The following is a 19036-nucleotide window of genomic DNA, read 5'->3' as shown; positions in this document are numbered from 1 at the left end:
CATTTGTATCGCCGACCTGCCGGGCATTGCCCAAGGTGGTGCATGCGCGCGGGCCGGGTTTCTCGTTCTCAAGGAATCTCTATGACTGCTGGCCTGCAAGGCTCGTTGATGGTGGACGTCGCCGGTACTTGGTTGACGGCCGAAGATCGCCAATTGTTGCGCCAGCCTGAAGTGGGCGGCTTGATCATTTTTGCCCGCAACATTGAAAACCCGCGCCAAGTGCGCGAGTTGAGCGCCGCGATTCGCGCCATTCGTCCGGATCTGTTGCTCGCGGTGGACCAGGAAGGCGGCCGCGTTCAGCGTTTGCGCCAAGGCTTCGTGCGACTGCCAGCCATGCGCGCCATCGCTGACAATCCGAACGCCGAATACCTGGCTGAGCAGTGTGGCTGGATCATGGCCACCGAAGTGCTGGCCGTCGGTCTCGACCTCAGTTTCGCTCCGGTGCTGGATCTGGATTACCAGCGCAGCGCTGTTGTCGGGACCCGTTCGTTCGAAGGTGATCCGGAGCGCGCAGCGCTGCTGGCCGGTGCATTCATCCGTGGCATGAACATTGCCGGCATGGCCGCCACCGGCAAACATTTCCCCGGTCATGGCTGGGCTGAGGCGGATTCCCACGTAGCCATTCCGAATGACGAGCGTAGTCTCGACGAAATCCGCGCCAACGACTTGGTGCCGTTCGCCAAGCTGAGCAAGCAACTGGCCGCCGTCATGCCGGCCCACGTTATTTACCCGCAAGTCGACTCCCAGCCTGCCGGCTTCTCCCGCCGCTGGTTGCAGGACATCCTTCGCGGCGAGCTGCAATTCGATGGCGTGATCTTCAGCGATGACCTGTCGATGGCGGGTGCTCATGTGGTCGGCGATGCCGCCAGCCGTATCGAAGCCGCACTGACCGCCGGCTGCGACATGGGTCTGGTGTGCAACGACCGCGCCGCTGCGGAACTGGCGCTGAGCGCAGCCCAGCGCCTGAAGATCAAACCGTCCGAGCGTATTGCGCGGATGCGCGGCCAGTCATACGCCAATATCGAATACCGTCAAAACCCACGCTGGCTGGCGGCTGTCGGCGCGCTCAAAGACGCTCAACTGATCGAATAAGGACTTTGGAGTCATGACGGTTTACGCGATTATCGGTGGCACCGGCCTGACTCAACTCGAAGGCCTGAGCATTCGCCAGTCACTGGTTGTGGACACGCCTTACGGTGCACCCTCGGCTGTAGTGCAGATCGGTGAATACGCTGGCAAGGAAGTGCTGTTCCTCGCGCGTCATGGTCATCCGCACCGTTTCCCGCCGCATCAGGTGAACTATCGCGCCAACCTCTGGGCATTGAAGCAGGCCGGCGCGAAAGCGATTCTGGCCGTCAACGCCGTTGGCGGGATTCATACGGCGATGGGCACCGGGCATTTCTGCGTGCCACATCAACTGATCGATTACACCAGCGGTCGCGAACACACCTATTTCGCCGAAGATCTGGAACACGTCACCCACATCGATTTCAGCTATCCCTACAGCGAGCCGCTGCGTCAGCAGCTGATCGCGGCGCTGGCCGCTGAAGGCGTGGGTTACAGCAGTCATGGCGTGTACGCCTGCACCCAGGGCCCTCGGCTGGAAACCGTCGCTGAAATCGCGCGTCTTGAGCGTGACGGCTGCGACATCGTGGGCATGACCGGCATGCCGGAAGCGGCACTGGCGCGTGAACTGGGACTGGATTATGCGTGTCTGGCGCTAGTGGTGAACCCGGCGGCGGGCAAGTCCACAGCAGTGATTACCATGGCCGAGATCGAGCAGGCGCTGCATGATGGGATGGGGAAGGTTAAGTCGACGTTGGCGCGAATGCTAAAAGGCTAAGTGTACAAGACCATCATTGATTCATTTTAATAAGCATCGAGTGTATGTCGGCAATCATCGAGAAACTTCAACAGCTGCCATGGGCGGATGAGTTCAGTCATCGTGCCCTCGACAAAGCGCGTAGATACGCCCATGAGCATCGGGTGAAAATCCTCGAGCTTGATGATGTGTTGGTTCGGGCGACCTGCAGGGGCTCTGAAGGCAACGTCTACGAACAGCACATCGAACTGATTGAAGATGCCAATGGCGATTTTGAGCTGGACTGCTCTTGCTCATGCCCCGTAGTGATTGATTGCAAACATTGCGCAACCGTTATTTATCACTTGCAGGACCTACCGGTCGTGGCGCCTGACAGTTCTGACCCTGTTCACCTGAACCGTGAACTGGAGCGCTGGCTTGACGGAATTCCTTCTGCAAGCAATGCCTCCGATAAGCCGGCGCAGGTAACGAGTACGCGCCTGTTTTACAAACTTCGGGCAACGCCCACTGCCAGGAAATGGACGCTGGAAATTTTCAAGGCCCGTCAGCTCAAGGACAGCCACCTGCAAGACATCAAATCGGTGTACTCGCTGTCGGATACGCTTATTCGGCAACCCGGTTACTTGACTGAACTGGATCTGCGCATCGCCAGGCTGTTGGTCGCTGTTCACTCCCATCATGCCTATTACGCCGGCTATCCCCTGGAAGGCAGCAGTGGCGCTGAACTTATTGAAATGCTGTTGCGAACTTCGCGCCTATTCCTCGATCTCGAACAGCCACAACCTTTAACGCCAGGAATGAGAAGAACCGGCCAATTTATCTGGGCCGAACAGGCCAACGGCAGTTTTCGCCCGCAATGGGGTAGCGACGAAGCCTCGGTGGAAACGATCCTGGCCCTGGAACCCTTGTACTACCTGGACCGCGAGCGTCTGCAAATTGGACCACTGTTCAGTGAACTCGACGAAAAGCTGGCTTGCCACTTGTCCTTGGCTCCCGATATTCCGGCGCGGCAGGCGATGCAGTTCAGCCTTCGGATGAGCGCCGCGACGCGGGTAGCTCCGGCACCCCATGCGCTGACAGAGCGGATCATCGACGGCATTTTTCCTGAGGCTCACCTGACCCTCGCCAGCGGCAAGCGCTACATCCGCTGGCAGCACGAGCCAGAGCACCGTGCGGCATTGGTGTTTACCTACAACGGCCATCAGACGTCGGACCGGAACCCGGAAGTGTTGATCCTTTCCGGGACGGAAACCCAGCGTATCCAGCGCAACCCCGCCGCCGAAAAAGCCTTGCGCCAGGCCCTGCAAAAACACGGTTTTAGAAAGGCTACGCGTAAAAGCAGCCTGGACCGTCCAGGCGAAATGTTCACCCTGCCGGATGATACCGCCTGGCTTGCCTTTGCGCAGGACGGGGTCCCGGCACTGCGGGCGAAAAACTGGCTGATCGATATCAGCGATAACTTTCACTTCAACTTGCAGCCAGTGGAAGAGTGGTATGCCGAGGTCGAGGAAGAGTCGGGGCACCAGTGGTTCGATCTGCAATTGGGGATCGTCGTCAATGGCGAGCGTCACAGCCTGCTGCCGATACTGCTGCATTTGCTGCGTAGCCAGCCACAGTTGATGGACCCCGAAAGCCTGGCTCAACGTAACGATGATGAACAACTGCTGATCGAACTTGGCGTCGGAAATTCAGGTGGCAAGCTCCGAAGCAAAGTCGCGCTGCCCTATGGCCGGATCAAGCCGCTGATGGCCACCCTGGGCGAGTTGTATCTGGGATCGCATCAGGGCGATTCGTTGCGCTTGAGTGCTCCGGATGCCGCGCGCCTGAGTTTGCTGGAAGGCGTTCCGCTGGTCTGGCAGGGCGGCGAGCGACTGCGCAGTTTTGCGCAACGATTGCGCGAGTCGACCCATGTTCAAGTCCCGGCGCCTGTGGGTCTCAAGGCGACACTGCGACCGTATCAGCTCGAAGGCCTGAACTGGATGCAAACCCTTCGCGAGTTAGAGGTCGGCGGCATCCTGGGCGACGACATGGGGCTGGGGAAAACCCTGCAAACCCTGGCGCATTTGCTGACGGAAAAGCAGGCCGGGCGACTTGATCTTCCGGCGCTGGCCGTAATGCCAACCAGCCTGATTCCGAACTGGCTCGACGAAGCGGCGCGCTTTACCCCGCAATTGAAGGTTCTGGCGCTGCATGGCTCCGCCCGGCAAAAAGATTTCGCCAGTCTTGCTGAATACGATTTGGTGTTGACCACCTACGCGCTGCTGCCTAGGGATCTAGAAGTTTTGCATCAACAAGTCTGGAGTGTGCTGATTCTCGATGAGGCGCAGAACATCAAGAACCCGGTCAGTAAAGCTGCTCAGGCAGCCCGCGACCTACAGGCCCGTCAGCGACTGTGTTTATCTGGCACGCCGCTGGAAAACCACCTCGGCGAACTGTGGTCCCAGTTTCACTTTTTACTGCCAGGTTGGCTTGGCGACAGCAAAACCTTCAATCGCGACTACCGCACGCCGATCGAGAAACACGCAAATAGTGAGCGGATGCAACATCTGACGGCTCGGATAAAACCCTTTCTGCTTCGTCGCAAGAAAGACCAGGTAGCAACCGAATTACCGCCAAAAACCGAGATTGTGCATTGGGTTGATCTCAGCGATGGGCAGCGGGATGTGTATGAAACCGTTCGCGTCGCGATGGACAAGAAGGTGCGTGACGAAATAGCCCTCAATGGCGTTGGACGTAGTCAAATCATCATCCTTGACGCGTTACTCAAGCTGCGTCAGGTGTGCTGCGATCTGCGCCTGATCAAAACGCCGCTCACGGCAAAGGTCCTCCGTTCTGGCAGTGGGAAACTGGTCAGCTTGATGGAGATGCTGGAAGAGTTGCTCAGTGAAGGCCGCAAGATTTTACTGTTTTCGCAGTTTACTTCGATGCTCGCATTGATTGAGGAGGAGTTGCGCCGCGTGGTCTCGGTTACTCGTTGTTGACCGGTGATACGACGGATCGGCGCACGCCGGTCAAAGACTTCCAGAGCGGTAAAGTACCGCTGTTTCTGATCAGTCTGAAAGCCGGCGGTACAGGTCTGAATCTGACAGCGGCGGACACGGTGATCCATTTCGATCCATGGTGGAACCCTGCGGTGGAGAATCAGGCGACCGATCGTGCCTACAGGATTGGGCAAAACAAACCGGTGTTTGTTTACAAGCTTATTGCTCGGGGCACAGTGGAGGAGAAAATTCAGGCTTTGCAGCAGGAGAAGGCCGCTCTGGCGGGTGCTGTGCTTGAAGGTGGGACGACCGGAGGATGGAAGCTTGAGCAGACTGAAATTGAGGCGCTGTTTGCGCCGCTGCCCAACTCCAAGTCCTGACAGTGGGTTTCTTCAGTGATGGCCCTTTCGCGAGCAGGCTCGCTCCCACAGTAGGTCTATGGCGTTCCCATCAGGGTGGGCAAACACAGATCCAAATGTGGGAGCGAGCCTGCTCGCGATGGCAATGTATCTGGCAACAAAAGCCTCAGCCTTTTTCCAGCTTATCCGGCAACGGCGCAAACAGCGCTTCAATATCATCACTCTGCAACTTCCAGTCCCCGGTCTTGCGTCCATCCAGAACACCGGCGGCCAGGTCGGATTTTTCTTTTTGAAGATGCTGAATCTTCTCTTCGACCGTGCCCCGGGCAATCATCTTGTAGACGAATACCGGCTTCTCCTGCCCGATACGGTATGCCCGGTCAGTTGCCTGATTCTCCGTCGCCGGGTTCCACCACGGATCGTAATGAATCACCGTATCCGCTTCGGTCAGGTTCAATCCAACACCGCCGGCCTTCAAACTGATGAGAAAAATCTGACGCTTGCCGCTCTGAAAGTCTTTCACCGGTGCGCGTCGATCGCGGGTCTGTCCGGTCAGCAGTGCGTACTCAACGCCACGTTTCTTCAGTTCAACCTCGATTAACGCCAACATCGACGTGAATTGCGAGAACAACAGAATCCGCCGACCCTCCTCGAACAACTCATCAAGCATTTCCATCAAGCTGTCGAGCTTGCCCGAGGTGCTGCCGCGAGTCGGCAGGACGGCATCGTTGACCAAGCGCAAATCACAGCACACCTGACGCAGTTTCAATAGCGCCTCAAGAATGATGATCTGGCTGCGCGCCACGCCTTTGCGGGTGATCTCGTCGCGGACTTTCTTGTCCATCGCCAGGCGCATGGTTTCGTACACGTCGCGCTGCGCTTCGTTGAGTTCGACCCAGTGAATGATTTCAGTCTTCGGCGGCAATTCCGTCGCGACCTGTTCCTTGGTCCTGCGCAGCAGAAACGGTTTGATCCGACCGTTGAGGTGTTGAAGTCTGACTTCGCTGGCGCGCTTTTCAATCGGCACACGGTAATCGCGGTTGAAGCTTTTCACATCGCCAAGCCAGCCCGGCAGCAGGAAGTGAAACAATGACCACAACTCACCCAGGTGGTTTTCCAGCGGCGTACCACTCAGGCATAGGCGCTGGCGCGCATTCAGTTCGCGCGCCGCCTGTGCCGCCTTGCTGTTGGGGTTTTTGATGTATTGCGCTTCATCCAGCACCAGCACATGCAAAGGCTGCGCGGCTAGGCGTTCGACATCCTTGGGCAGCAGCGCATAGGTGGTCAGGATCAAGTCGTAGTCGGCCAGATTATCGAAGTGTTTTTTGCGACTGGCGCCGTACAGCGCCAGCACTTTGAGTTGCGGCGTGAAGTGCGCTGCTTCGTCGAGCCAGTTCGGAATCAGGCTGGTGGGCATCACCACCATGCACGGCCGATCGAGGCGTCCAGCCGCTTTCTCAGTGAGAACATGCGCCAGGGTTTGTAGGGTTTTACCCAGGCCCATGTCGTCCGCGAGAATCCCGCCGACCTCCAGTTGCCGCAACGACTGCATCCAGCTCAAGCCCTCGAGCTGATAGGGGCGCAGGATTGCGTTCAGGCCTTCGGGTGCGGTTGCGGTGTAGTCCTTGATGTCGCGCAAGCGCTGGGCAAAAGTGCGGATCTGTTCGCCACCTTCCCAGAGCAGCGGCAAGTCTTCCAGCGGATTCAGGCGCGTGGCGTCGGCCTTGCTCAGGCGCAACGTGGTTTCGCCGGGCGCCTGCAGATAGAACTCGCCGAGCGTTGCTAGCACGGGCTTTAAGCGGCCGAAGGGCAGGGCGACTTGCAGCGGGCCGTACTCGGAGTTCGGGCGATTGGGGATGTTCACCAGAATCAACTCGTCGTCGCGACGTCGGGCGAGGCGTTCCGGATTGAGAATTTCAGTGTGCGAGCGCATCAGGTTCAACAGGATCGGCAGCAAACTCAGGCGCTCGCCGTTGACGATGATCCCCAGTTCCAGATCAAACCAGTCGCGCTCCGGAACCTGCTCGACAGTGGCGTACCAATCGTCCACGGCGGTCAGGTCGAAACCGAATTCTTCGTCGATCTGCAACTCCCAGCCCTGGGTGCGCAACTTCGGCAATTCATTAAGGGTGAACGTCAGCCACGCACTGTCGTTGACCATCTCGTAAAGTTCGCCGGCGCTTTCCGGCAAGGCTTTGCTTTGTCGGGTGGCAATCTTGAAGCCGAGGATTCGTAACTGTTCCCTGTAGGTCTGTTCGATATCCGGGTGACGTTTTATCCGCAGGGTCTGGGTTTCCTGGCGGATCAGAATGTCGGCGTTCTTTTGTCCAGAAACGTATTCATCCAGATAGCTGAAAGACAGTGCCGCACGATGCTGAATGTAGCGCTGCATCTTGCCGTTGCGCGGTTCAAAGGCGCTGAACTCGATGCTCGCCAACCACAGGCGCGGCACCGGTTGAACGTTATCCACAAGCACTTGCGGCGGTGCTTTCGGACCGCGGTTTTCCAGTACGGCCTGAAGTTTTTCCAGAAGATCGGCATCTTGCGCAGCCGCGGGGTAGGCCAGCGTGTCTTGCACCTTCAGCAACACCGCCGCGCAATGTTTGCAGTTGCTGTGAACCGGGCAGGTGCAGGTCGCGTCGACCATCAGCAAGGTGGCTTTGGCCGACTCACGCAGGCGAATGGTCTGACGGTAAACATTACCGCCCGAGCCTTCGCACGCAGCGGTGATCGTAGCGTCACCGACCTCGACGATCCTGACGCGATTCTCCAGCGCGTAGCGGCGGCCACGCTCCAGGCTTTGTTCCTTGAATCGGCTGACCCATGAAGGTGCCAGGGGTTTGCTCAGGGTCGGGGGCATAGGGACTTCAATCAGTCCGGAATTTCATCGGGGACTGGCCGAGGCGCAGGGGCGGTGAGCGAGGTGATCTTGATCAACAGGCCGAGATGGCCGTTGTCGAGGAAGTTCAGCTGGCCGTTCTTGGTGTGGCTTTCTTGCTTGAGGCGCTCGCTGGCGGTGACCATGCCGTTGGCGTCGATCTGGTTGACCCAGAAATCGGCGTCGACGTCGGTGAAACGCCCCAGTTTCAGGTTCAAAGTACCCTCGATCGGGAACTGGCCGAACTGTTCCGTGCCATCGCTGATCGCGACTTTGCTGGTTTCTTCGCCCAGGTTCTGTTGCCAGGCCTTGTGCAGCAATACGGTGTATTCATTGCTGGCGGTCAATTTTTCCACCTCGCCATTCAGGCTTGGCGTGCGCAGGCTGTCCTTGCTGATGGGTTGGGCGCCGGCGGCCCAGTCTTCCGGTGCCGCGCGACTGACGATGGCGGGCACGGCGTTTTGCCGGACCAGAATCATTTCAATCTGATACAGATCATCGGCAAACGCCGTGGGTGCGAGCAGCGTTATAAGCAGGGGCAATGAGCGAAACAGGCGCATGCGGCGTCCTTCAAGCAGTTTTCGGGATAAGGAGCTCAAGCAGCGCCTCTACAGTATTAAAGCGTTCTTCCGAACGCTCCATCGGCACCATGAATTTAAACATCGTGGCGCCTTCGAATTTATAGCGTTTGGGCTGGCCCTGAATCAGTTTGATCAGTGTCAGCGGGTCGACCGGCGTCTGTGCCGCAAACTCGATGCGGCCACCTTGCGGGCCGCCGTCGACTTTCTTGATGCCCAGCAATTCAGCCTGCAACTTCAGCGCCGTGATGCGGATCAGGTTCTTGGTCGGCTCTGGTAGCAGGCCGAAACGGTCGATCATTTCTACTTGCAGATCTTTGAGGCCGTCTTCATCGGTGGCCGACGCGATGCGTTTGTAGAGAATCAATCGAGCGTGAACGTCTGGCAAATAGTCTTCGGGAATCAACGCCGGTACGCGCAGGTTGACTTCCGGACCACCGCCCAGCGGCTGATCAAGGTTCGGCTGCTCGCCCTTGCGGATCGACTTCACCGCGCGCTCGAGCATTTCCATGTACAGCGTAAAGCCAACCGCCTGGATCTGCCCGCTCTGACCATCGCCCAACAGCTCGCCAGCGCCACGGATTTCCAGGTCGTTGGTCGCCAGCACGAAGCCTGCGCCGAGGTCCTGGGTGTTGGCGATCGCTTCCAGACGCTTTTCCGCATCCGGGGTGATTTGCTGGCGCGGCGGTGTCAGCAGGTACGCATAAGCCTGGTGGTGACTGCGACCGACACGACCGCGCAACTGGTGCAACTGCGCCAGGCCGAACTTGTCGGCACGCTCGATGATGATGGTGTTGGCGCTCGGCACGTCGATGCCGGTCTCGATGATGGTCGAGGCGATCAACACGTTAAAGCGCTTGTGGTAGAAGTCGCTCATCACCTGTTCGAGCTCACGCTCGCGCATCTGCCCGTGGCCGATGCCGATCCGCGCTTCCGGCACCAGTTCGGCGAGGTCGGCGGCGCATTTCTCGATGGTTTTCACGTCGTTGTGCAGGTAGTAAACCTGGCCGCCACGCAGCAACTCACGCAGCAGGGCCTCTTTGACCGTGCTCTTGTTCTGCTCCATGACGAAGGTCCGCACCGACAGGCGACGGGCCGGCGGGGTGGCGATAATCGATAGGTCACGCATGCCCGACACCGCCATGTTCAGCGTGCGCGGAATTGGCGTGGCAGTCAGGGTGAGAATGTCGACTTCACTGCGCAGCGCCTTGAGTTGTTCCTTCTGACGTACACCAAAACGGTGCTCTTCGTCGATGATCACCAGCCCGAGGTTTTTTATCTTCACGTCGTCTTGCAGCAGCTTATGCGTACCGATCACGATGTCGATCTTGCCTTCGGCGAGGTCCGCGACGGCGGCGTTCACTTCCTTGGTCGACTTGAAGCGGCTCATCACTTCCACAGTCACCGGCCAGTCGGCGAAACGGTCGCGGAAGCTGTTGTAATGCTGTTGGGCGAGCAGGGTGGTCGGCACCAGAATCGCCACCTGACGACCGCCATGCACCGCAATGAAAGCTGCGCGCATCGCTACTTCGGTCTTGCCGAAACCGACGTCGCCGCAAACCAGCCGGTCCATAGGCTTCGGCGCGAGCATGTCGGCGCGTACCGCATCGATGGTGGTTTGCTGGTCCGGGGTTTCTTCGAACGGGAAACCGGCGCTGAACGTCGCGTAGTCAGCTTTCGGATCTTCGAAGGCATAGCCTTCGCGGGCGGCGCGACGGGCATAAATGTCGAGCAATTCTGCGGCGACGTCGCGCACCTGTTCGGCGGCTTTGCGTTTGGCTTTTTGCCAGGTTTCGGAACCGAGGCGGTGCAGCGGGGCCAAGGCATCGTCGCTGCCGGTGTAACGCGCGATCAGGTGCAGGTTGGCCACCGGCACGTACAGCTTGGCGCCTTCGGCGTATTGCAGCGTGAGGAATTCGGCGGCCTGATCGTCGATTTCCAGTGTCGCCAGCCCGAGGTAGCGACCGACGCCGTGATCGATGTGCACCACCGGCGCGCCTTCGCGCAGTTCGGTGAGGTTCTTGATGACTGCATCATTGTTGGCGTCGGCGCGTTTTTCGCGGCGACGACGCTGCATCACGCGTTGACCAAACAACGGGCTTTCGGCCACCAGCGCCAAGGCCGGATTATCGAGTACCAGGCCTTCATCGAGCGGGGCGATGGTGATTGCCAGACGCTCCTTGCTCGCGACGAAGTCTGGCCAGCTGTCGACGGTTTTCGGCCGCAGCTTCAGGCGTTCGAGCAATTCCAGCAGCACTTCGCGACGACCCGCTGACTCGGCGGTGAATAGCACACGTCCGGGGAATTCGTCGAGGAAGCCGGCCAGCGCTGCCAGTGGCTGAGTGGCCTTGGCTTCGATGGCCAGGTTCGGCAGTTCCCGCGCCGGGAAACGTTCGCGGCCGACACCGGTTTCCACGTCCTGTTGGCTGGCAACCACACGCGGCCAGCTTTTCAGGCGGGCAAAGCAATCCTCCACCGGCAGGAACAACTCGGCAGGCGGTAATAAAGGACGGGACGGGTCGACACGGCGTTCTTCATAACGATTGCGCACGTCGTTCCAGAAATTCTCCGCCGCCTGCTCGATGCCCGGCAGGGAAAACACTTGCGTGTCCTGCGGCAGGTAATCGAACAGCGTGGAGGTTTCGTCGAAGAACAGCGGCAGGTAGTACTCGATGCCGGCCGGTGTAATCCCGCTGCTCAGATCCTGAAAGATCGGGCAGCGGCGGAAGTCGACGTCGAAGCGCTCGCGAAAGCGTGCCTTGAAGCGGGTGACCGCGTCTTTTTGCAGTGGGAATTCACGCGCTGGCAGCAAGCGGACGGTGTCGACTTTATCGATAGAGCGCTGGTTTTCCGGATCGAATGTCCGCAGCGTCTCGATTTCGTCATCGAACAGGTCGATGCGGAAGGGCAGTTTGCTGCCCATCGGGAACAGATCGATCAGCGAACCGCGCACAGTGAACTCGCCATGCTCGTACACCGTGTCGACGTAGCGATAGCCGCTGGCTTCGAGCCGGGTGCGCATTTGTTCGACATCGAGCTTCTGGCCAACGTCTAGCACCAGGCTGCTGCCCAGCAGGAACTTGGTCGGCGCCAGGCGATGCAGGGCCGTGGTGATCGGCACCACCAGCACGCCATGGCTCAGTTCCGGCAGCCTGTAAAGGGCGGCGATGCGCTGGGAAATAATGTCCTGGTGCGGCGAAAACAAATCGTAGGGCAGGGTTTCCCAGTCCGGGAAGTGCAACACGGGCAAATCCGGGGCGAAGAAACTCAGCTCCTGTTCCAGCCGTTCGGCACTTTGGCTGTCGGCGGTCAGCAGCAGGGTAAAGCGCTTGGCAGCGCTGGCAGCCTCGGCGATGGCCAGGCTGAGGGCGGCACCGGGCAGGTTGCCCCAGTGCTGTTTACCTGCCGCGGCAGGGAGAAGCGGTAGACGCAGAACGGGCACGGAAGGTTGAGCTCCAAGCGTTGCGACAAAGTCGGTAATTGTAGCGGTCCCGGGTGCCGCCTGTCAGTTGCAGACTGTGTCTATTACGCAGGTTTGACGAAATGTAGTGGTAAAGACAAGATCCGCCGGTTTTTTACTGAAAATGGCTGGATATGTAGTGGTAAAACCAACCGGTGTTACGGAGGGTTTCGGACAAGGTAGCGTTGTCTCCAAAAAATTGACTGCGCTGCAAGCCCCGGTTTTATTGGGCTTTAGCGGGGCGTAATTTTTTTGAACAGAAAATTGTTACGGATCGCACGACAAGCGCGCATTGCTACGGGAGGGAGTCGGCGGCATAATGTAGCCCCTTTTTTCTGCCCCTACATGTGGAAGGTTCCCGTGACTCAGAAGCCCGACCAGTGTCTTGGTGAATGGATCGACCGTGAAGCACTCGCAGAAGCGATGATTCCGCTTATCGGTCAGCTCTACCGCAATAACAACGTGGTGAGCTCGATCTATGGCCGCAGCCTGATCAACCGTTCAGTCATTGCGATTCTCAAAGCTCACCGCTTTGCTCGTCATCGTCAGTCCGATGACAGTGAATTGTCCGTCCACGAAACATTCCCGCTGCTCAAAGCGATGAGCGAGCTCAAGCTCGGCGCCGCTTCGGTAGACCTGGGCAAGCTTGCGGTCAAGTTCAAGGCCGAAGGCAAAGGTCGTACTGCCGAGCAGTTCGTCCGTGAAGAACTGGCTGACGTGGTTGGTCAGCAGAACGTTGCCGCTCGCAAAGGCACCGACGTTGTCCTGTACGGCTTCGGTCGTATCGGCCGTCTGCTGGCGCGCATCCTGATCGAGAAAACCGGTGGTGGCGACGGCCTGCGTCTGCGCGCCATCGTTGTCCGCAAGGGCGCCGAGAACGATCTGGTCAAGCGTGCAAGCCTGCTGCGTCGTGACTCGGTTCATGGTCCGTTCGATGGCACCATCACCATTGATGAAGCCAACAGCACCATCACCGCCAACGGCAACCTGATCCAGGTTATCTACGCGAAAAACCCGACTGAGGTGGATTACACCCAGTACGGCATCAAAGACGCACTGCTGGTGGACAACACTGGTGTATGGCGTGACGCCGATGGCCTGGGCCAACACCTGGCTTGCCCGGGTATCGACCGCGTTGTTCTGACCGCGCCGGGTAAAGGCAAGCTGAAGAACATCGTTCACGGCATCAACCACGGTGAAATCACCGCTGACGACAAGATCGTTTCTGCCGCTTCCTGCACCACCAACGCCATCGTGCCGGTGCTGAAAGCTGTGAACGACAAGTTCGGCATCATTAATGGTCACGTTGAAACCGTTCACTCGTACACCAACGACCAGAACCTGATCGACAACTTCCACAAAGGCGATCGCCGTGGCCGTAGCGCCGCGCTGAACATGGTAATCACCGAAACCGGTGCTGCCACTGCTGCTGCCAAGGCACTGCCTGAGCTGGCCGGCAAGTTGACCGGTAACGCGATCCGCGTTCCGACGCCAAACGTGTCGATGGCCATTCTCAACCTGAACCTTGAGAAAGCCGCTACCCGCGAAGAGATGAACGAGTACCTGCGCTACATGGCGTTGCACTCCGATCTGCATAAGCAAATCGATTACGTCAACTCGCAGGAAGTGGTTTCCACCGACTTCGTTGGCTCGCGCCACGCAGGCGTTGTGGACGCTGAAGCGACCATCAGCCAAGACAACCGCGTTGTTCTGTACGTTTGGTACGACAACGAATTCGGTTACAGCTGCCAGGTTGTACGCGTGATGGAAGACATGGCCGGTGTAAACCCGCCAGCATTCCCGCGCTAAGCGTTAGCTACACATGAAAACGCCCCGACTTTGGTCGGGGCGTTTTTGTTTGCGGGTTACTTATATCTTTTTAATCTGTCTTGTCGAAAATTAATAATTATCTAAAAATAGATACAAAGTTCATTTAATTATTAAAAATAAAAAACTCCAATAAAATAACAAGTTGTCTGCTGAAGGATGCTCGGTAGTTGATCTGGATCCAATTTGTCGTGCGGTACATATTTGACGTCATTTAATTGTTTGAGCCGAATGCTTGACACTCTTCGGCGCTGAATCTAGTGTCGCCAATGACAACGCCCGCTCTGCATCGGGCTTTGTAGTCTTGTCATTACTGCGTTACATAGCAACTCTCCAAAAAGACAGGAATCCCATTCCTGCTCACATCACTATAAAAGCCCAATAAACGCTGTCGGCTTAGTTGTCGGCCGTAGAATCAATTTGTTTTGCTCACCCTGCCAAAAGTGTTTCGTGGTCACGGCCAGCGCTTGCCTGACTTATTTGCGGTTGGTTTATAGGGAGAGCCAAACATGGCAGAAGAACGCTCGAAGTTATTGTCATTGTTGCCACGCCTGGTGGGTTTGGGGGTCCTTGGATTCATCGTCTGGTTGTTGCTGTCGACCCTGCTTATGCCACTGGTATCGGCCTCTGCCACACGGGCGATTTTGAATGCGCCAGTGATTTTGCTGACCACACCGATCGATGGTGTGGTGAGTTCGTTGGCGGTCAAACCCGGCGCGACGTTCACCCAAGGGGAGAAAATCGCGGTGGTGGAAAACCCGCGAGCGAATCAGGAAACCTTACTCACCCTGCAAACCCGACGCCTGACCCTGGAGCAACAGCTGTCGTCCTCGGCCAGCCAGGCTGAACACGATCAGCGCTATTACGAGGAACTGGAGAAAACCAGTGAGCAATACCAGGCGGCGTTTCATACCCGTCAGCTCTTCACCCAAAAAGCCCTGAAAGCCGAAAACAGCGCCGCCAGCGCACGCTTGATGGATGCCCAGGAAACGGTCGAGCGCAATCTGGAGTTGTTCGTCCAGGGCGCGGTGAGTGGTGCGGTGGTTGCTTCGTCGAAAGCGCAGTTGGCTTCGTTGCAAGGCGCCGCCGAGTCCGTGCGCTCGCAGTTGCGGATCACTGATGGCGACGTCAGTGCAGCGAACAAACAGGTGTACCTCGACCCTGATCAATTGCGCATGTTCGACCTCAGCGCGCAGATGACCACACTGAAACTCAGTCTGGAGAACCAGGCGCGCAACCGGGCGACTTATCAACAGGAGCTCGACAACCTCAACCAACTGATTGACACCGAGCAGAGCCGGGTCAACTTGATGGCCGGCTACGACGTCGTGGCATTTTCGCCCGGTACCGTTCAGGAGTTGCTGGCGCCTCAGGGCACGCTGGTGCAGGCCGGCTCGACTTTGCTGCGTGCCACCGATTGCGCGCAAAGCTATGTGATTGCGGTGTTCCCCGAACGCATGGCGAGCAAGATTGACCGCGACAGCGTGCTCACCGTGAAGATCCGCGGCTTGAATGAGCCGCTCAAGGCCAACGTGGTGCAGTTGTTGTCCAGCGCTTCGGACATTCGCGCCAACACCTACAGCGTGCCGTTCCCGTATGCCGAGCAAAACTCGGTATACGTGGTCGGGACCTTTGCCGCTGACCTCACGCAGAGCCAGCGAGCCATGACCTGCAATCCTGGATTGTGGGCCAGCGCCGAGGTGTCGCGACCATGAGATTTTTTTTGCGAGGGGTGGTGGGGCTGATGCTGATCGGTAGCGGGGCGTGCGCACTGGCGGCGCAAGCCCGGCCGCAATTGGCGGCGATGACCTGCGCGGCGCTGGATCAGGCGGTGACGTCACAGCCGGCAGGTCCGGTATTGGTGGCCAGTTATCCACCGCTGCAAGGGCATCCGGTACCGATCCTCGCCCTGCAAGGCGTGGCGTTTACTTACGACAATGCCTTGGCGAGCATCGCCTTGTTTGCCTGTGGCAAGGCCGAATCGGCGCGGCGGATTGCCGATGCGCTGGCGTTCGCCACTCAGCACGATCCGGAGTATCAGGACGGGCGGCTGCGCAATGCCTATGCTGCGGGGCCGGTGAAGGCGCCGTCGATGAAGTTGCCGGGGTATTGGAGCATCGAACGCAACGCCTGGAATCAGGATGCCTATCAAGTCAGCAGCGCCACCGGTAATCAGGCGTGGGCGGCGTTGGCGTTGCTTGAGGCTTTTCGCCAAAGCGGCGAGGCGTCCTACCTTGAGGCGGCACGAAAAGTCCTGCAGTGGTCGCAGAAAAACACCTACGGCGGTCAATCCCCGGCCGGGTTCAGTGGTGGCTTCTACGGATACTTTTCCAAACAGGTCCAGCAGAACTGGAAGTCCACCGAGCACAACGTCGATCTGGCGGCCGCCTGGTCGGCGCTCGATGCGGCGGCGCCGGATCAGGAGTCGGCGAAGCAGGCACGGATTGCCCGGCAGTTTGTGTCGAGCCAGTGGGATACCGGGGAAGGGCGCTTCCTGATCGGTACCGGCGCGGACGGCCAAACCTCTGATCGGGTGCGCTCCGGGCTGGACGCGCAGATCTGGCCGTTGATTGCCTTGCACGATCCACCGAAGGATTGGCGCCGGGTCTTCGCGTTCATTGATCGCGCCCACAGGTCGGGTGACGGCTACGGCTTCAACCGCGACCCCGATGGCCTATGGACCGAAGGCACCGCCCAGGCGGCGGCCGTCGCGCAATTGAGTGGCTTGGGCGACAAGGCCCAGCCCCTGTGGAGCGTGCTGCTCGCCCAGGAGGCCGGCAACGGTTGGCTGTTTGCAACCCCGGCACCGCGCATCAGTACAGGATTGGCCATCGGCCCGGACTCGCTCACCAATGACTTTTTCTATTACCACCTGCCTCACTTGGGCGCCACGGCGTGGGCGGCGATTGCGGCCACCGGCGTCAATCCCTTTACCGGTTCGCTAGAGGTTGACTGACATGCAGGCACTGGACTCGCTGCAACTGTTGCAAATCAATTTCTGGACGCTGGCGGCGGTGATTTTGTTCACCTGCCTGACGCATCGGGACCAATGGGCTGCGCGTGCGGGGTTCGGCGGCATCACGGCGTTGTTGCTGGTCAACTACGCCGCCTGGCGAATTCGCGACACCTTGCCCGACGGCCATTCCGGGTTTGCCACGGTCTGGGCGTATGCCTTTTTGTTTTTTGAAATGCTGGCGATTGGTTACACGCTATTTTCCATCGTCGTCATGCTCTGTCGCTCGGACCACAGCAAGGACGCGGATGCCGGTGAGCGACGGTTGCGTGCGCAAGGCGCGAACGTGCCGGGAGTGGATGTGTTCATCGCTACCTATAACGAGGGCCTGGAAATCCTCGAAAAAACCATTATTGCCGCCCAGGCCATCGATTACCCGAATTTCACCATTTGGGTGCTCGACGATACTCGCCGCGACTGGTTGCGCGACTACTGCGCCGAGGTCGGCGTGCAGTACGCGCGTCGTCCCGACAATGCCCACGCCAAGGCCGGCAATCTGAACAACGGTTTGCGCCAGTCGGCGGCCGGCAGCAATTCGCCGTACATTCTGGTGCTTGATGCCGACTTTGCGCCGCAGCAACCCATCCTCATGCGCACCCTGGGGTTGTTCGACGACCCGAAGGTCGGCCTGGTACAGACGCCGCAGTTCTACTACAACCCCGATCCGATTCAGCACAACCTCGGCACGTCTGCCTGCTGGGTGGATGAGCAACGGGTGTTCTTCGATGTGTTTCAACCGGCGAAGGATGGCTGGGATGCGGCGTTCTGCGTCGGTACGTCCTTTGTGGTGCGGCGCGATTTGATCAACGAAATCGGCGGTTTTCCTACAGGTTCAGTCTGCGAAGACATCTACACCACCTACCGACTGTTGCAAAAAGGCTACGTCACCCGTTGGCTGAACGAGCGTTTGTCGATCGGTCTGTCTGCCGAAGGCTTGACCGAGTACATCAATCAGCGCGGGCGCTGGTGCCTGGGAACGATCCAGGTGGCGCTGCTCAAGGATGGGCCGTTGCGCGGCGGCGGGTACACGCTCAATGACCGCTTGCACTACCTGCATGGGCTGATGCACTGGTTTTCCAAGCCGTTCATTTTGATGATGCTGGTGTCGCCGGTGCTGTATTGGTACTTCGGCATCGCCGGGTTCTACGCCAACCCGATGGACTTCCTCGCCTTCGGCATGCCGGCGCTGATTGCGTTCTGGGGTTACGGGACGTGGGTGACGGACCGGCGCACCTTGCCGATTTTCACCGAGGTCACGCAGATCGTTGCTTCACTGGCCGTGACGGCCACCATTGCCAGCGCCATGATCCGGCCGTTCGGGCGGCCGTTCAAAGTCACCGCCAAGGGCCTGGACCGGACGAAAACGATGGTCCACTGGAAGTTGTTCGGGTTCTTTTTTGCCTTGACCCTGTTTTCGCAGATTGGCGCTTACATCGCCATCAGCACGGCGGCTGCGTTCGACGGCAACATGCTGTTCAACCTCTGCTGGACTGTGGTTGCGCTGATCTACAACCTGGCGACGCTGGTGACGTGCGTCGACCGGCCACGGTTGCACGGCGAGGAGCGTTTTCCGTTCGACAAACCCACCGGGTTTCGCTTCGGGGGCAAAGTCCTGCCCGGTCGCCTGGTGGACATTTCCCTCAGTGGCATGTCCTTGACTTGTGCCTTCGCCTCCTCAATCAAACCGGGGCTGTGCGGCCAAGTGTGGATCGACAAGCTAGGTTGGCTAGACGTGGAAGTCATGCGCAATCACGGCGACGACCGTTTGGGCTTGCGGTTTGCCGATCTCGATGAAGCGCTGCGGCGGCGTCTGATTGCGCGACTGTTCAGTGATGCAACGATCAACGTCGTCAGCAAAGCCGAGCCGGGCCAAGCCTTCAGCACCTTGCTGCAGCGATCGTTACTCGGGGAAAAACGCCTGGCGCCGCGCGCTCCCACGCCGGTCAAGGCTCCGTCCTACGTCTCGCCACCTCGTTGGCGGCCGGTCAGTGTCCGCGCGCGCAAACAACCACTGCCGTACATCAGTGTCGGTCGCTCAGGCCTGTGGACGTTGCTTCTTTCTCCCTTGCGAGCTTTGCTCGGCCAGCGTTTTTAGGTGCGCGCTATGAACAGTTGCTT

At 58.7% G+C, this 19036-nt stretch carries 9 protein-coding genes and 1 pseudogene; 7 read left to right on the top strand and 3 right to left on the bottom strand.

Annotated features, from left to right (window positions below; genetic code table 11):
• The first annotated feature begins 81 nt into the window (after nucleotides 1–81).
• The 3 genes and pseudogenes from nagZ (at nucleotide 82) to ACA048_RS19370 (ending at nucleotide 5183) form a co-directional block, all read left to right on the top strand.
• Nucleotides 82–1092, top strand: a complete 1011-nt coding sequence (gene nagZ, locus ACA048_RS19380; RefSeq protein WP_497625844.1) for a beta-N-acetylhexosaminidase — start codon at nucleotides 82–84, stop codon at nucleotides 1090–1092.
• A gap of 13 nt (nucleotides 1093–1105) precedes the next feature.
• Complete coding sequence (locus tag ACA048_RS19375) at nucleotides 1106–1843, top strand: S-methyl-5'-thioinosine phosphorylase (protein ID WP_497625843.1); 738 nt, start codon at nucleotides 1106–1108, stop codon at nucleotides 1841–1843.
• Between the two features lie 44 nt (nucleotides 1844–1887).
• Nucleotides 1888–5183, top strand: a pseudogene (locus tag ACA048_RS19370) (DEAD/DEAH box helicase).
• A 145-nt stretch (nucleotides 5184–5328) separates the two neighbouring features.
• Here the strand turns inward: ACA048_RS19370 and ACA048_RS19365 are convergent.
• From ACA048_RS19365 to mfd, 3 genes are read right to left on the bottom strand one after another with little or no spacing between them, the layout of a single operon-like run.
• Nucleotides 5329–8022 (bottom strand): SNF2-related protein, encoded by a 2694-nt coding sequence (locus ACA048_RS19365; protein ID WP_497625841.1) that lies wholly within the window; start codon nucleotides 8020–8022, stop codon nucleotides 5329–5331.
• Between the two features lie 11 nt (nucleotides 8023–8033).
• A complete protein-coding gene (locus ACA048_RS19360; RefSeq protein ID WP_497625840.1) occupies nucleotides 8034–8600 on the bottom strand; it encodes a CsiV family protein in 567 nt (188 codons plus the stop codon).
• Between the two features lie 10 nt (nucleotides 8601–8610).
• Complete coding sequence (gene mfd / locus ACA048_RS19355; RefSeq protein ID WP_007943657.1) at nucleotides 8611–12060, bottom strand: transcription-repair coupling factor; 3450 nt, start codon at nucleotides 12058–12060, stop codon at nucleotides 8611–8613.
• A 363-nt stretch (nucleotides 12061–12423) separates the two neighbouring features.
• Here mfd and ACA048_RS19350 point away from each other — a divergent pair, with 363 nt between their 5' ends.
• From ACA048_RS19350 to ACA048_RS19335, 4 genes are all read left to right on the top strand, one after another.
• Entirely contained in the window at nucleotides 12424–13887 is a 1464-nt protein-coding gene (locus tag ACA048_RS19350) for a glyceraldehyde-3-phosphate dehydrogenase (RefSeq protein ID WP_223511665.1), read from the top strand.
• 527 nt (nucleotides 13888–14414) lie between these two features.
• Nucleotides 14415–15620, top strand: coding sequence for an HlyD family secretion protein (locus ACA048_RS19345; protein ID WP_497625839.1), 1206 nt, complete (start codon nucleotides 14415–14417; stop codon nucleotides 15618–15620).
• A complete protein-coding gene (locus ACA048_RS19340) occupies nucleotides 15617–16861 on the top strand; it encodes a hypothetical protein (protein ID WP_497625838.1) in 1245 nt (414 codons plus the stop codon). Before ACA048_RS19345 ends, ACA048_RS19340 begins: the two co-directional genes overlap by 4 nt.
• Nucleotide 16862: 1 nt before the next feature.
• Entirely contained in the window at nucleotides 16863–19013 is a 2151-nt protein-coding gene (locus tag ACA048_RS19335) for a glycosyltransferase family 2 protein (RefSeq protein ID WP_497625837.1), read from the top strand.
• Nucleotides 19014–19036 lie beyond the last annotated feature (23 nt).

The organism is Pseudomonas sp. LBUM1659 (assembly GCF_059716045.1).
The sequence above is the reverse complement of the archived record's forward strand: the minus strand, read 5'-3'. Positions and strand labels throughout refer to the sequence as shown.